Source organism: Microcoleus sp. D2_18a_D3 (assembly GCF_036702455.1).
In the GTDB taxonomy this organism is placed as follows: Bacteria; Cyanobacteriota; Cyanobacteriia; order Cyanobacteriales; family Microcoleaceae; genus Microcoleus.
This window is the reverse complement of sequence record NZ_JAUBTK010000009.1, coordinates 102,015-117,761: the sequence shown is the minus strand read 5'-3', so window position 1 is coordinate 117,761 and position 15,747 is coordinate 102,015. Positions and strand designations below refer to the sequence as shown.

The window sequence follows — 15,747 nt, the reverse complement described above, 5'->3', positions numbered from 1 at the left end:
CAAACCTTATAAAAGGTTTTTAGCTCCTTCATCTTCTCCAAGAAAGAATGAATCATCATCCCATTGGTATAAAATAATTCGACTCGCTGCTGTGCTTGTTGAATTGTCAGGTTTTATCATCGCTAATCAAGCATAAACGCGAGGTTTGCGAGCGCCAAGAGCAGCACCACTCATTGCCGCTGCCAAACTCAGCAAAGAGCCAAGTAGAAATGACCAAACAGCTTTAGCTGTATTACCAGCTATATCGCGAACTTGATTTGGGTCTACATTCGGCGCTTGATTCGGTATATTAACACCGCCCTGTTGTTGTACTTGATTGGCAATTTCTCCAGCATTAGCAGCGGCAGCGCCAACAGCACCCGATATCCCGCTTCCTAATAACCAAGCACTAAGTGCTAATGTAGCTCCCCAAAGAATTGCTGCATTCAAAAATGCTGTTTTCTTGGTCATCGGCCCGCAGCTTTGAGCCATTACCCAACCGCCCAAAAATAGGGAAATCAGCAAACTGATAATCGACCAAATTACGACCCCAATACCAACGGAACCTGCATCCGCGCCTGTTGCACCCGCGCTTAATCCGATCGCCATTGCCAAAGCGCTTAAAAGTAGTTGAGTGCCCAGAGCGATCGCAATTCCTGCCAAAATTGGCCCCCACCTCACTTGATCGTGGTAATCCACCAGCGGATTGACGATTGTAGGATCAGTGAGTGGACTGCCCGATCGATCTGGATAAGTCATAAAAGATTAACCCCTGCGTTACGTTGTTACTTTTTTCCCATTGATGGGAATTTAATTTTACTTAATAAATATTACTAGAATATCTACCGAGGGGCATAATAGTTTTTAATTTGATTATTTTAAGGCTCAAAAGTAGTAATTTCGCTCATAAATCGAAATCTCATTCAGAAAAAACCCCAGCAGCTACTTAGAGATGTCCTTAATTTTGTAGGATATCGCGTAGTTGAGGTGATAATAAAACCTGAGAAATCCTTGTGAAGGCTTGTGGCATAAAGGTTGTAGGTTGGAGCCCTGGGAACGAAAGCCAACTTGTTAGCCTGAGATAGTTGGGCGGAGTGAAACGGAGGCTTCCTTTGGCTCAACCCAACCTACGAATGATTAGATAAATTTATCACCCTCAGTACGGGAGAGCTAAAATCATCTACCTAAAGATAGAAAAATATAAAAAAATCTCCCTATCTTGATGATTTTCAATTTGCTGAATCATTCATAAGATGGAAGTATTAGAACTGATATCTATCTAAAGTAGGTACAGGGCTTGATGTACATAGGTACAGGAAACAACAATGTTACTTTACAAAATAGAAGATTTTAATCCCCACTACCGCCAAGCAGCTTTTGATGACGACGATATCAAAGGGCTGGATGTGTATGGCGGAAGTACCTATGATAAAATTGGCACGATCGATACTGTGCTGGTAGATGAGACAGGACGTTTCCGCTATTTTGTGGTAGAGACTGGTTCTTGGATTTTTGACAAAAAAGTTTTACTTCCCATCGCTCTTTGTCGCATTGATTTTAATGGGCGGCGTGTTTACGCTATAAACTTGCGGAGTAAAGACCAAGTGGAAAAACTACCCAGGTATGAGCATGGGATGGTAGTTGATTACGATTATGAAGAACAAGTGCGGGGTATTTATCGGACTTCAACAGTAGAAGCATCTGTACCAGTAGAAGCATCATTACCTTTAGAAGCACCTGTTCGAGTTTCTACAACACATTCTGTCTCGCCTCAAGCTAGTAATCCTGCTTATGACAGGGATACCTATACTTACGATCGAGAGCCTGAATTGTATCAGATAAACGAACAGGATCATCAAAAACTTAAACTGTACGAAGAACGATTAGTTGCAGATAAAACCCGTCGCCAAACAGGCGAGGTGATAATTGGCAAGCAAGTTGAAACCAAAACGGTACAACTGCAGCTTCCTGTAAAACAAGAGCGAGTTGTGATTGAGCGCACTACTCCAGAATATGCAGGGAGTCGAGTAACTCCAGATACCGCCTTCAAGCAAGAAGAAATGGTACATTTTGAAATCTACGAAGAAACTGTCAATATCAAAAAGCAAGCGTTCGTGCGCGAGGAAGTGCAAGTCAGAAAAGAAGTTGAGCAAGATACCGTTGAGGCAACAGACACAGTACGTCGCGAAGAGTTAGATGTAAAAACAGAATGGGAATCGGAGCGGAAAAAAAGTAATCCGCTTTAACTCAGCCAAAGAGTATCGTTAAAAATGCAAAAATCAGGAGGAAATTTATTATGTCTACTCGCAGGTATTTACCGTCAATCAGCGTAGCTTTTTTAGCTTTAGCCGTTAGTGTCAGTGGCACTGGTTTTGTGCTAAGTTCCCAGCAAGTTGCTGCTCAACAAGCTAAGTCGAAATTTCCTGATGTACCGCCGAATTACTGGGCGCGTCCGTTTATTGATTCCTTAGCTGAAAAAGAGATTGTTACCGGATATGTAAACGGAACTTTTAGACCAAAACAGGTTGTGGATCGGGATGAATTTTCGGCGATGATCCACCAAGCTTTTAATCGAGCAAGCATTAGAAAGATACCCAGTGGAAGTTACTTTAAGGATGTGCCTCAAAACTACTGGGCAGCAACTCCGATTAAAGAAGCTTATGAAACGGGATTTATGAATGATTTTCCCGGAAAGAAGTTTCGTCCGAAGCAGCCCTTGACTAAGGCACAAGCATTAGTTGTGTTAATGAGGGGTTTAAATATGGATTACAATCCCCCTGTTGTCAAAACTGATCAAGCGGCTGTAACTGCAGCCAAGCCAACTCCAGTAAATAAACGTCGAATTGCTAGGAACCGTTTGGCCTTTCCCCTCGCAGCGACTGTTTTGATGCAGCCGTTATTACCTGTAGTGGCAAGGCTGCAGCCTGCGGCTGCGCCCGCACCTAAACCGGCTAAGGCTGTTCCACCAACAACGACAAAAGCTGCAACTGCGCCTGCTAAAAATTCGGCATTAGATTTTCTCAATTCGTACTATAAAGATGCCGAGAAAATTCCTAAATATGCGGTTGAGCCAGTGGCAGCAGCGACAAAGGCAAAGATAGTGGTCAACTATCCAGATCCCAGAGTTCTTAATCCGAACGAGTTGCTCAGTCGGGGTAGTGCGACTGCCCTTATTCATCAAGCTTTGGTCAATCAAGGTCAGATAGAACCGCTTCCCGAGAAGGATAGTGCTAAGTACATTCCTAAGAACCCACGTCGCTAGTTCTACCATCAACTTTAACTTTTTTACCACTGGATTAGATTGACCAAGAAATTGGGATACCAGCCCCTTCTTCAGTGGACGGCTTTTCTTGATTTCTAATATACTCCTTTAAAGCTTCTAAGGGCGCACCCCCTACAGAAACAGCAAAATAGCTAGGACTCCACAATGCTTCTTTATGGGGCTTCTTATGTCCAGCCTGTCCGTAACGACGGCTAGAAACGCCTTTTAATGCGTTAACTATTTGAGAGATAAACAACTTAGGCGGATACTCAATCAGCGCGTGAACATGATTGCCTTCGCCATTGAATTCCAGCACTTGAAAATTCATTTTTTCAGCCACCTCTCGAAACGACTTTTCAATCAAATCAATACTTTCACCTGTGAAGACAGACCGACGATACTTTGTCACACAGACCAAGTGTATCTTAAGTTCTGTAACAGAATGGCGTTCCCTGCGGTAAATAGTTGTCATTACTTGCAAACCAACATAGCAAATTTTTCAGCAAATGACTATCTCTGAATTTAGCAACACCCTAAACGATTTAGCCAATCAAGTACGACTTGAGAGATTTTCTTCTTCAGTCCGAGTACCAAAGAAATCCAAGCCCAAACCAACGTATGACCCAGCTCATCCTCATGTTTCTACTGCTAAACTTCTTGCCGAGGCAAAAAGGAAAAAGTCTCCTTAAATCCCGTCTGGACTGCAGCTAGAGGGGGATTAACTTAATTAAGTTTCTCACGCCTGTGATGTCTGAGACATTCTTCCTATGATAGGTGGGTTTGTTAGAGACTGTCAGGGTTGTTTAACGTGGAAATTTTCGAGGGAATAGGACAATTATACGAGTTGATTACAAAGAAAATATCTCCAACTGTAGGCATTTATAAGAATTTTCGCTTCTTCCTAAAGGTTCTTGAAAATTCAGCCCGCTTATTGACATTAACTGAACGACTAGCTTCCCGCACCTTGACAGGGCTGGTCTCCTCGATTCATCCAGACTCCCTGCCTACGATCGCCTATTTTTAGGATACAACGAGGCAAGAAAACACGCCCTAGCCCCCATTGCATCGACAGTACCTACAGAGCTAGGTATTTCGCGTTTCCTAATGTCAAGGTCGTGCTGCGGGGTTTGTACGAAAAAGAACCCAAAATGCTGAGTGATGTTGAGTTGGATGCCAAAAGCGACGGGGGTAGGAAGTGAAGAAGTGCGATCGCTACACTGGTTACATCCTTGTTCTAAGTATCATTGGCTGGAGCAATATCAACTGCAATCACCGTAGCATAGGGATTGAGAGCTTCTTCAGGCACTTGAATCGTTAACTCCCCGCCTTGGATCGGCACTTAACATAGAATCGACAATCGCACAGCGAGTAGAGTATTGTAATGATTCCCCTCCAGCGACTTTAGAAACGGCTTGAATCCGTTTAATGGGTACATCTCGTACTGTTACTGACTCGTAGGGCTTCATTAGCAAGAATAAGTAAAAGCGATTGCCACGCCGAGTAGAAGGGCCGTAGAATTGCCAAGGTTCCAGTCCAGGCTGTGTTCCTACAATACTCTGGGCATGGACACTCATCCATGCTTCTACGAATTGCAACAAATCCAATTGTTCGGATTGAATCTGCCCGTTGCCCATAGGGCTGACATTCATTATTCAGATTGCCACCTTTACCTGCAACTTCACAGAGGGTATGAATAAGTTGGCGAGCTGACTTGAATTGGGTGTCCTTCGGGTTATAACCCCAGCTTTCATTCAGAGTTAGGCAAGCTTCCCAAGTACGTTGAGGCGGTTGGGGGGGATGAATTGCTCGCAGGTATCGAAGTCTCCAAATCCAGGGAGGCGATCGTTGATTAGCAAATGCGGTTGCAGCGAGCGAATCATTTCATTTAGCTGTCTAGCTTGCCATTGTTCTGGTTTTCGCTCCCAACCACCATCAAACCTCTTCAAGTCAATCTTTCCGTAGTTGCTCAACAATTCTTTGACTTGAGCGAACATAAATTCAAGGTAGCGTTCCCACTGAGAACTCGTCGGCTGTCTGAATTTCCCAAACTGATACGGTTTATCGGCTTCTGTAAAAGCCGGGTAGTCAGGGTAATGCCAGTCAATCAAGGAAAAATACAACCCAATTCGCAAACCCTCCGCCCGCATCGCCTCCACAAATTCTCGAACAATATCTTTTTTGTACGGCGCATACTCAATAGAAAAGTCGGATTGCTGGGTATGAAATAAGGAAAACCCATCATGATGTTTAGCCGTCAAAATCACATACTGCATCCCCAAGCGTTTCGCTAAATGCGCCCAAGTTTGAGGGTCGTATTCAGTCGGATTGAAAGTTTGGGCGGCGCGGTGATAATCCGCTACCGGGACATCTTGACAGTATGGCAAGCTAAAGACGCCTCCCACCAACGGCCAAGATACTTCGTACCCACACTGGCTACTATGACGAAGAGTGAACAAACATTCCCAATCGTGCTGTCTCAAACCAGTTGTTTTCTTGAGTCATTGGTTTACCCTAAAATATAGGCGGCATTGCTGAAAGAGTAATGTTTACTCGCAGGTAAAATTAATAAGCTAGGGTATACTTCTTTGTTGGATTTGGCTGCAATGAACCTCCCCAAAATACCCCACTGAAAATCATGAAAGAAGACACCATCAAAATTGTTGGTTTTCACGCACATATTTACTTTGACAATGATAGCCGTGATGCTGCGGAGCGCGTACGCGAAGGATTGGCTCAGTTTGAGGTGCAGCTAGGCCGTTGGCACGACAAACCCATTGGGCCACATCCTCAAGCGATGTATCAAGTTGCGTTTTCACCCTCGGAGTTTGGCAAAGTCGTTCCTTGGTTAATGCTCCACCGCGAGGATCTCAATATTCTCGTCCATCCCGAAACAGGGGATGATGTGGCAGACCACACTCTACATTCTTTGTGGCTGGGAGAGAAACTAGAGCTGAATGTCGAAGTTCTGCGACCTAAAACGGCCAGCACCAGCGGGTGAGCTCGCGCCGTGCAGAGTTCGCTCGGCAAGCTCATCATGCCGTTGCTACAGTATTTTCGGTTTCTAGGAATAGCTTGGTACGGTTTTCTTCAATGCCAATTCATTCTGATTTTTTCGCACTTATTCTGGCAAATACGACTAACTGGGTTGGGTTCTCCTGACTGTTTCTCCCACTTGGGAAGCGGCATCATAATAACTGTAAGCAATGAGCTCCAACCAAACTTTCCTTATAAAGCATTACCAATCTTTGAGGTGACAGATTATGTTGATCCGCTACTGGCAACCCTTCACAGAAATTGAAACCATCCGCGAGCAACTCGATAAAGTATTTGACCAACGGACAGCAACGAGAGATAACTCAGAAGCTGCTTGGATGCCCGCTCTAGAATTTGTTGATGCTGGGGACAACTTCGTATTAAAAGCGCAACTGCCTGGAATTGACCCCAAAGACATTGACGTTCAAGTCACCCGTGAAGCAATTTCTATCTCTGGCGAACGCCGCTACGAAAACACAGACGAAAAATCTGGCTACGTCCGCTCTGAATTCCGCTATGGCAAATTCCACCGGGTAATTTCCTTGCCCGCACCCATTCAAAACGACTCTGTGCAAGCTGAATGCAAAGATGGCATTCTAACGCTAACTCTGCCCAAAGTGACTGAAGCTCGTAATAAAGTCGTCAAGATTAACTTGGCCGAAATTGCTGGATCTTCAACGAATCCAGCTTTGGAACAGGCTAACCAATAACGATCGGCTGTGCTTAATGGAGTGAGGCAAATTTTCCTTTCATTGAGCCTGATTGGATTTACTTAACAACAACGAAACTGGAAAAGCTGATACCGGGAGCGACCATTGCTCTCGGTATTCTTTATTTGGGAAAGCAGAGCGAAAAACCTACAGATACCGTGAACCCGCGCTGATTCCAGTTAGTCTGCCAAAATATTTCACGCTTGTCGGAACCAATTTCATTGAGTCTGCGAACCGGAGGAGCATTGGCGATCGCCTCTAATCACCGGCTTATCTGTGGTAAAGTAGCACAGCTAGACATACCCTGCCAGCTCAAGCGCAATAGTTAAAGCATCTCAACCAGGTGATACATCAATTCCGAAAGTAGCTGCCCGATTTGATGTGAGTAAAGCATCTGTCCAACAACTGATGATTTCTACTTTCCCAATTCCTCAATAGATAATTAGCCGATGAATATCCATACCCTCTTGAGCCAAACCGAACGCCAACGGGTGAGTGATGGAGCCGTTTTACCCATCTTGAACGGTTGCGAATCCTCTATGAGGCAATTGGTGCTGTTGTTGCCACAATTGGGAGATTTCGACAGCCTTGAATATGCTTGGTGGTTGCAGCGGGACGCTCAACGGCTTCAAACACAAGGGATAGCAATCCGAGCTGTGGGAATTGGCTCACTTTCCTCGGGTCAGCGATTCTGTGGGTATACAGGATTTCCTGCCGACTGTTTGTTTGTAGATCCCAGTGCCCAACTGCACCAAAAACTTGACCTGTATCCAGGTTTATCCTTAAAACTACCCGGTTTATCGGCTGCTATGAATGCTTACTTCAATTTATTGTTCATGTGTTCCGGGATTGGTAGCCCTGGCACTCTGGCAGAAGTATGGAGAGGATATCGAGGCGACGCAAAAGCACCTCAATTAATTGGTGATGATGAAATTATTCAGGCTTTTCCTCTTCCACCCCTCAGAGGTTCCACTTTCCGGTGGGCAGGTGGCAAGGGTTTCCAGCGTCCTTTTGAATTGGCAACTTTACGGCTGCGGAATATGGGAGAAGTGCTGAGTCATTGGAAAACCTATGTTCCAAATGCTGCTTATCTCACTCAACGAGGCGCAACTTTCTTGTTTAATGCTCAGGGAGATTTAGTCTACGAACATCGAGATCGCGCCATCCTTGGTTTCGCTGCTGATATGAGCAATCCCCTGACATTTCTCTCAGAAATAATGGCTGATGGAGACTCGTTGGGGCAGGGCGATATGCACTAACTACCGCCCTTATGGTGTGCGGCTGGCAGGGGGTAAGAGTGGTGGATAGCGAATGGGCATGGGCTTACGGATAGGGGGATTCATGCGATCGTACTCAATCCCATCATTGCTGCTGGCAATTTCTTGCTTACCATATTCATCCTGTTCCAGCAGCTCCCAACGGGAGCATCTCTCCTTTCCAATTGAACTCTACCCAACCATTTAGCCCCGGTTCTTCCCGCCCTTGTCCGTCAACTAGCAAATGCACAAAGTAAAGTTGATTGGTGGGCTCACTACCACCAAGAAACCAGTTATCGTCAATCTCCGCCTTTACGTTAGCTTCATCAAATTGAATGCCAACTTGTGAAAACGTAGCGATCGCCATTTGCCTTAAAGTTGCCCGATCCATCCCCTTTGGCCTCCTGATTGAGAGATGCCGATCGCAGCCACTCAAGCTGTGAACTTCCTCATCCCCTCTATGAAAACTTACCAGAGAGATGGGTCTAAAACCCCGTCCTTGTAGGACGGCTTTAATTAATTATCAACTTTTGTTAATTATTTTCTTGAACTTTCTTGCATCAATAGTCTGGACACTTTTTCTATGACTGAATGGCTTATTCCCTAGGACTTTGAGGCGAGCGTGGATAATTAAATCAATGTCACCTCTACCCCTGACTTGGATTTAATTCCACTTTTTTATGATGCTTGCCATGTAAGGCTTGTAGTATCGTTCCAAAAACTGTCCGGAGTATGGATGTATTCAATTACTGTAATTAAACTTCACTACATATTTATTACTACCCCATATCCTTGTCGCATAATTAATTTAATTCGATTATTTATCCCTGACCTCACTCCACTTGTTGTAAGATTAAGAAAGTAATTACAAATTCCTTCAAAATGATTGACAATAGTCGAAGATGATTATTTAAAAAAGCTCCTCGCATAATTCACCCAATCATTGAACTTTGTCCGCTGCTCTTTTGACAGTCATATTGGTCTCGTATATTTACCGAAACTCTTCTTTCCTCTCATAAGCAATTCTTAAGCCTTATGATTTTTCCCAGGTGATTGCTAACCTTTCAATTTGGTCGGAATTAAGGTTGTTTCGATTACTCAACAATAAATATTTGCTGCCTCTATCTGTGATTACTGTTGCTCGACGCACCTTATTCAAGTCTTTATTAACTGCTTTCATCACGTGAAAACGGTCAATAACAACTTGTGCATTTGGGAATACTTGTTCTATAACTTTTTTTGGTTCCTATTTTTGACGCCCGCCTTTCTCCCCAAATTCTTTACAACTCCTCTTGGGGTGGTGCGCCCCCTGAACAGTTACCATTTATTAGTCAAGACAATTTGCTCTTGGCATGAGTTGACTTGGTTCAAAAGATGAGTTGGAGCGATAAAATAGCGACATAAATATATTAGAAAAAGTCAATTATTTCAACCTGCTTAATTTAGGTAAATTAGACAGGCTACCGTAACGCTAAAACCGCATAAGTTCAATAGAAAAGCGTTTTGGCTCCAAGTTTTCACAACTGATAAAAAAATCCCACCCACATCTGCAGAATGTGGGTTGCTAAGTTCTTCGCCCCAGACTTCGTTGTAGAACCCAGCCAAAGGCTCGCAGTCTCAATAGTAAGTAATGGGTGCGATCGCGTGCTTTGTAACCCTTTAATAATTTACTAGCGAGTTTTACTTGCTGGCGATTGAAAAAACTTCTGCTTGGGGGTGAAAAGAAACCGGGAAAAAGCCTCCTTCGCGCATTTCTTGAATGCTCTCTTTAACCGCCTGAATGATGCGATCGATGTCTTCATGAGTGTGAGCGGTGGAGAGAAAGCAGCTACGACCTTCGCATATAAAAATACGCTTTTCGAGTAAGTGAAAAAGTAGCGGATCTATCTCAACCGAGGCAACAGCGCGAAATTGCGATCCAAAATTTACAAGCCAGACAGAGACTTCATTTTCTTTGAAATAAGCATTCAGGGTTTCAACTAGCTGCGAAGTTCGCTGATTCAACTGCTGCTGAAGGGCTGGGCCTTGACTTTTAAGATAGCGCAGCACGGAACGCGCAGCGGCCAGAGCAAGTGGGTGCTTGCAAAAAGTGCCGGCAAAAATAGTTGTTTTTACCTGGGGATAGGAATCATCACCGTAGTTCCACAAACCGCCGTCAATTTTATCCATATAAGCAGCTTTTCCAGCGATAACTCCAATGGGCATACCGCCCCCGACAATTTTACCGTAAGTTGCAATATCTGCCTCAATGCCAAACCACGCCTGCGCCCCGCCTTGATGAATTCGGAAACCAGTAACCATTTCATCAAAAATCAGCGCAATTTCTGATTCTTTTGTTAATTGCCTGAGTTGCTGGAGAAATTCTTTGGGTTGCAAATCGAGACGGCGGCTTTGCACCGGCTCGACGAGAACCGCCGCTAATTCGTGCTGATGAGCTTTGATAATTTCCAGGGCATCAGGGCTTCCGTAATCCAAAACTAAAACATCTTCAATAAAATTAGGGGGAATTCCTGGCGCTTTTGGAATGGTGCGTAAATCGCCATCTATCTTTTTTACAACTGCCAGAGTTCCGTCAAAATGACCGTGATAAGAACCAGAAAACAAAGCAATTTTATTGCGTTTAGTTGCCGCTCTAGCTAATCGTAGAGCTGCCATCACTGCTTCAGTGCCGGTATTAGAAAAAGCGACGCGATCCATTCCCGTTAGTTCGCAGATTAATTCCGCAACTTCTCCGGCAAGGTCTGCTTGTGCGCCAATTTGCACACCACGATCGAGTTGCTCTAATACGGCTTCTTTAATAAAGGGCGGATTATGACCAAAAAGATTGATGCCAAATCCCATTGTGATATCGATGTATTCGTTGCCATCAACATCCCACATTTTAGAGCCAAGCGAGCGATCGGCGACAATGGGATAAAACATCTCCTTGACGGGAAAGCGAAATCCATCAGAAGCCCGATTGTCCGCGAGAACCGGACGGTATTTTTGCGCGAAATTCTTAGAGGTCTTGGTGCGATCGGTGTAGCGATCTATGAGCGCTTTCATGTGTCTTTGCTGCAATTGTTCGTTCATTTTGTTTGAATTCTCCAGAGATTGAGCTAAATAGGGGCGCAATGCTTTGCGCCCTTACAGGTTTTAATTGCGGCTACCTATAAAGCCACAATCCGCGAGATAGGAAAAGTAAGTGCGAAACAAATTCGCATCCGCTTGCGGACAGGTGATGTCAGTGGTAGCAAGTCCATCTAGCGTATTTTGGCAATCGAAATGTAGCGTTCCTGATTGTGGCATTTCCGCTTCAGAAACTTTTTCGGAGAAAAGACCGACAAGCGGATACAACGCATTTTCTGGAGAATATCCAGCGCGATTGATTATTTCTGCTTGCCAAGCCTCAGACGAAACTCGTTTGATAGGATAACCCATTGAGCAAATCCAGCCAAGCAATTCACTCATTTGAAAGGACTGAGGGTTGACTAAATGAAAAGTCTTTCCGAGCAATTCTTTTTGCCTCGAAAGATGAACGATCGCTCGGCTCACATAGTCAACAGGCGCTACGTTCATCAGCTTATCGTCATCGGGCGCACATCCAAGTTGCACGCAACCAGCCATTAACCTGTACAGTAAGTCACTGGGATTGCAAGCCCCTGTTTTGCTGTCCCCAGAAATGCGACCGGGCCTGTAAATGCTAACAGGAATTCCCCGATCGCGCGCGACCTCTACTAACTTTTCTGCCACCCACTTAGTCTGAGTGTAAGCACCTTTTAGACCCTCTCCCGGAGTGAGCTCATCCTCCTCTCGCACTACCTTAATCCCAGATTCTCCCATTGCCGAGAAAACGGAAATCGTAGAAATTAAATGGACTGGTTTTAGCTTACTTTGACTCGCCAATCTCAGAACTTCCTGCGTCCCCAAAACGTTAGCGGGTTTGAGAACAGAGTAGGGATAAGTAAACTTGACAAACGCGCCATTGTGGTAAATGACATCTATTTTACTGGCTAAAACTCGGAACTGCTCCTCGGAAAGCCCCAAAAGTGGTTGAGACAAATCTCCAGCAATTGGGATAATGCGATCGCTGCTGCTTTCATCCCAAATTAAATAGGATTCGAGGCTGCTTTGAATCCGCTTTTTGGCTGATTCTGAATCGGCCGAACGGACTAGGCAATAAATTTCTGCTTGAGTTTGTTGCAAGAGATCGCGGAGTAAAAAGGCTCCCAAAAAGCCCGTCGCCCCTGTTAAGAGTATGCAAGCTGGTTCAGTTTTTGGCTCGCTCAATGGAGTTGCAGGGCGAATTGCCGGATCTAAAACAACTTCAGCGTTAATATCGAAACTTGCAGTGCGATCGCCCGCTGTGTTGCCCCCTTGCTGCATTTCAATTTTTTCAGCTAAACCAGCTACAGTTGGAGCTTCAAACAAAACGCGCAAAGGCAATTCCACCTGAAAACATTCTCGCACTTTGGCTAACAACTGAGTAATCAGTAATGAGTGTCCCCCCAACTCAAAGAAATTGTCGTAAATTCCTACCTTTTTAAGGTTGAGAAGCTGGCTCCAAATTCCGGCAAGAATCTCCTCACCGGGAGTGCGAGGGCCTACAAACGTATCTGTAAAATTGGCTGCTACGGACGGTGCAGGAAGCGCTTGACGGTCTATTTTGCCATTGGGAGTCAGTGGCAGCGCTTTCAGAACCACAAAAGCAGAAGGTATCATGTATTCTGGCAGCTTTTCTTTGAGGAATGAACGCAGGCTTTCAATCAGTTGTGAGTCCTGAACGCTGAGTTTTGAGTGAGAAACAATATAGGCGACTAAACGCTGATTCCCCGGTTCATTTTCCTGAAGTAAAACGGCTGCCTCGCGTACAGAGGGATGATGAGACAGGCCCGCCTCAATTTCCCCTAATTCAATGCGGAAACCTCGCAGCTTTACTTGGCGATCGGCGCGACCGATAAATTCTATATTTCCGTCTGGCAAATAGCGAGCTAAGTCGCCAGTTTTGTAAAGTCGAGTTTCCGGTTCCTGAGTCAATGAATTGCAAATGAATTTTTCTGCGGTGAGTTCTGGTTGGTTTAGATAGCCGCGAGCCAACCCCGCACCAGCAATATATAATTCACCGGCTACCCCTACAGGAACTGGCTGCAAGTGCGAATCGAGCAAATAAATCTGCGTGTTGGGTAGCGGACGACCTAAAGGAACTGTCTGGGAAATGCGATCGCCCTTCATTCGTACCTGATAAGTCAGCACGCCTACAGTTGTTTCTGTGGGCCCGTAATGGTTGAATATCGAGCAGTCTGGATTGTATTTCTGAATTATTTCAATTAAATTCCACATCAAAGGCTCACCGCCGAGAATTAATCGCTTTTTCGGTAAGATTTGCGAGGCGTTAGAAGCGCTCAACAAAGCTTGTAAGTGAGAGGGAACAATTTTAAGACAATCGATAGAATGTTGCTGAAAATAAGCCGCCATTGCTTGAGGATCTGTTGCGCGTTCTTGAGAGATGATGTGCAGGCATCCACCCGAACACAAAGCCGGAAAAATAACGGTGTTTCCCAAGTCGGCGGCGAAGGTAGAAACGGTGGCATAATTTGCACCTGATGGCAGGTTTAATTTTTCCTGAATTCCGTGCAGGTAATTGAGCAGTTGCCGGTGTTCAATGGCGACTCCTTTGGGGGTGCCGGTGGAACCGGAGGTATAGATAATGTAAGCTAAATTTTCAACAGAAGCAGAGACGAAAGTAGTAGGAGAAAAAGAGGGAATGTCTGTATCTAAGCAGACGATCTGTGCCTGAGTTTCCGGCATATTTTTGATGAGATGCTGTTGCGTTAACAGCACTGGAGTCTGAGCATTTTGCAACATCAATGCTAGGCGCTCTTTGGGCATGGCTGGGTCGAGCGGTAGGTACGCGCCACCTGCTTTGAGGATGCCTAGAATTCCAGCGATCGCCTCTAAAGAGCGATCGACGCAAATGCCGACAATCACCTCGGGTTTTATACCTAATTGCTGCAAGTAATGGGCGATTTTGTTAGCGCGGGCGTTGAGTTCGCTGTAGGTAATTTGCTGATTTTCACAAACAGCAGCTATACGGTTGGGCGATCGCTCTGCTTGTTCTTCAAATAGCTGGTGCACGCACTTATCGAGCTGGTAATCTGCTTTTGTGCTGTTGAATTCTACTAATAATTGATTTCGGGCGCGATCGCTCAGCATTTCGAGCTTGCCGATTGCGGTTTGTGGGTTGCTGGCTGCACTTTGCACCAAGGCGTAAAATTGCTCTGCCAAGCACCGGATACTGTTGTCTGCCAGGAAGATAGGATCGTAGTGAAACTCAGCGGCGAGCGAGTCTTTTTGGCGGTGGCAAGAGAGTTTAACTTTGAAGCGATCGCAGCACGCATACTGCTTGTAAATCGAAAAAAATACGCCACTAGCCGAATGCTTTTCGAGCTGTTCCTCAAACTCGAAACCAAATGGAAAGCCAGAAGAGTTCCCTAGATATTCGTGGGAGAAATATTCTTGATACTTGTATGCTTCGCGTTCTTCCTGCTGAATTTGCTGCAAGGTTTCCGCGAAGGAAAAGTTTTCTGTTAGTTGGCTCGACAGCGGTAAAAATTTGGCAAACAGCCCAAGCGCTGGCTCTAGTTCTTCGTATTTTCGACCGTCGAATGCCACGCCAACAGCGAGCTCTGATTGGCCAATCAGCCGCCAGAGCAAAATTTTCCAGCAAGCGAGCAAGAATGTAGAAAGTGAGGTGTTGTACTGGCGGGCGAGCGCTTCCACTTTTGCCAGCAAAGCTAACTCTAATTTGACCTCCAAAGCTTGGGGAGTAAATTTAGCTGGCACGTTAATTAATCTATTTTCTAACGGCAACCTTAAACTCGCTAGCGCTGAAAAATTATGCCCAGTCCAGTATTCTTTGCCCTCCGCCGCTTCCTCATCTTCGAGCAATTCATTTTGCCATTCTGAAAATTGAATGTATTGCACAACTTCATCGGTAATTTCTTCGCCGTGAAGGCAGGCGGCATAGCACTGGCTGATTTCTTGAACCAGATTTTTTAGTGTGCGACTATCGGCGCACAGCGCGGGCAAACTAACCAGTAAAATATGCCTTTCCGAGGAAAGTGTAATTAAAGACAAGTGCCAAAGAGGATTGCGATCGAAGTTGAATAAAGCGCTCTTTTCTTGCTGAAAAATATCTTCGAGTTTTGCTTCTTGCTCCTGGGGATTTACTTCACTTAAGTTAACCCACTTCCACGAAACGGAGCTATGTTCGGAGATAACTTGTATAGGAATTTTTAGCCCTGCCTTTCGCTGAAAGCTTGTGCGGATAATTTCGTGGCGATCGCTAACTTTTTCTAAAGCTTGCTTTAGGCGTTCGGTTTGAAGAATTCCCTCGATCAAAATAGCAGACTGAACGCGATATGCAGGGCTGTCTTGCTGCAACAGCCACAGATATTTCTGCTGGGGTGAAATCCGAAATCCATTAATTGTCTGCATTGTTCCTCTTTATCAAAGCACTACTTTATTC

11 protein-coding genes and 2 pseudogenes are annotated in these 15,747 nt (G+C 45.0%); 5 read left to right on the top strand and 8 right to left on the bottom strand.

The genetic code is table 11. From position 1 onward, the window contains the following. Window positions 1-126 precede the first annotated feature (126 nt). On the bottom strand, window positions 127-738 hold the full coding sequence (locus QUB06_RS06795; RefSeq protein ID WP_333434647.1) for a hypothetical protein: 612 nt from the start codon (window positions 736-738) through the stop codon (window positions 127-129). A gap of 566 nt (window positions 739-1,304) precedes the next feature. Here QUB06_RS06795 and QUB06_RS06790 point away from each other — a divergent pair. Both QUB06_RS06790 and QUB06_RS06785 read left to right on the top strand, forming a co-directional pair. Next, window positions 1,305-2,225, top strand: coding sequence for a DUF2382 domain-containing protein (locus tag QUB06_RS06790; RefSeq protein WP_333434646.1), 921 nt, complete (start codon window positions 1,305-1,307; stop codon window positions 2,223-2,225). Between the two features lie 50 nt (window positions 2,226-2,275). After that, window positions 2,276-3,241 carry an S-layer homology domain-containing protein gene (locus QUB06_RS06785; protein WP_333434645.1) on the top strand — a complete coding sequence of 322 codons (966 nt, stop codon included), beginning with the start codon at window positions 2,276-2,278 and terminating at the stop codon, window positions 3,239-3,241. A 34-nt stretch (window positions 3,242-3,275) separates the two neighbouring features. Here QUB06_RS06785 and tnpA read toward each other — a convergent pair whose 3' ends face one another. From tnpA to QUB06_RS06770, 3 genes and pseudogenes are all read right to left on the bottom strand, one after another. Beyond that, window positions 3,276-3,713, bottom strand: a complete 438-nt coding sequence (gene tnpA, locus QUB06_RS06780) for an IS200/IS605 family transposase (RefSeq protein WP_333283321.1) — start codon at window positions 3,711-3,713, stop codon at window positions 3,276-3,278. A gap of 826 nt (window positions 3,714-4,539) precedes the next feature. Further along, on the bottom strand, window positions 4,540-4,890 hold the full coding sequence (locus tag QUB06_RS06775; RefSeq protein ID WP_333434644.1) for a hypothetical protein: 351 nt from the start codon (window positions 4,888-4,890) through the stop codon (window positions 4,540-4,542). 64 nt (window positions 4,891-4,954) lie between these two features. After that, window positions 4,955-5,643: pseudogene (locus QUB06_RS06770) on the bottom strand (alpha-L-fucosidase); the annotation flags it as partial. Between the two features lie 233 nt (window positions 5,644-5,876). On the opposite strand from QUB06_RS06770, the gene QUB06_RS06765 reads away from it, so the two are divergent. The 3 genes from QUB06_RS06765 (at window position 5,877) to QUB06_RS06755 (ending at window position 8,243) form a co-directional block, all read left to right on the top strand. Further along, entirely contained in the window at window positions 5,877-6,239 is a 363-nt protein-coding gene (locus QUB06_RS06765; RefSeq protein ID WP_333434642.1) for a DOPA 4,5-dioxygenase family protein, read from the top strand. A 262-nt stretch (window positions 6,240-6,501) separates the two neighbouring features. Further along, entirely contained in the window at window positions 6,502-6,984 is a 483-nt protein-coding gene (locus tag QUB06_RS06760; protein ID WP_333434641.1) for an Hsp20/alpha crystallin family protein, read from the top strand. A 449-nt stretch (window positions 6,985-7,433) separates the two neighbouring features. Continuing rightward, the gene (locus tag QUB06_RS06755; RefSeq protein ID WP_333434640.1) at window positions 7,434-8,243 is read left to right on the top strand and encodes a peroxiredoxin-like family protein; all 810 of its coding nucleotides are present in this window, start codon (window positions 7,434-7,436) and stop codon (window positions 8,241-8,243) included. 136 nt (window positions 8,244-8,379) lie between these two features. Here QUB06_RS06755 and QUB06_RS06750 read toward each other — a convergent pair whose 3' ends face one another. The 4 genes and pseudogenes from QUB06_RS06750 to QUB06_RS06740 form a co-directional block, all read right to left on the bottom strand. Further along, window positions 8,380-8,631 (bottom strand): hypothetical protein, encoded by a 252-nt coding sequence (locus QUB06_RS06750; RefSeq protein ID WP_333434639.1) that lies wholly within the window; start codon window positions 8,629-8,631, stop codon window positions 8,380-8,382. Window positions 8,632-9,005: 374 nt separating this feature from the next. Continuing rightward, window positions 9,006-9,477: pseudogene (locus QUB06_RS34670) on the bottom strand (ISL3 family transposase); the annotation flags it as partial. Between the two features lie 443 nt (window positions 9,478-9,920). Then, window positions 9,921-11,312 (bottom strand): aspartate aminotransferase family protein, encoded by a 1,392-nt coding sequence (locus QUB06_RS06745; RefSeq protein ID WP_333434638.1) that lies wholly within the window; start codon window positions 11,310-11,312, stop codon window positions 9,921-9,923. A gap of 63 nt (window positions 11,313-11,375) precedes the next feature. Beyond that, window positions 11,376-15,716, bottom strand: coding sequence for an amino acid adenylation domain-containing protein (locus QUB06_RS06740; RefSeq protein WP_333434637.1), 4,341 nt, complete (start codon window positions 15,714-15,716; stop codon window positions 11,376-11,378). Window positions 15,717-15,747: the final 31 nt, after the last annotated feature.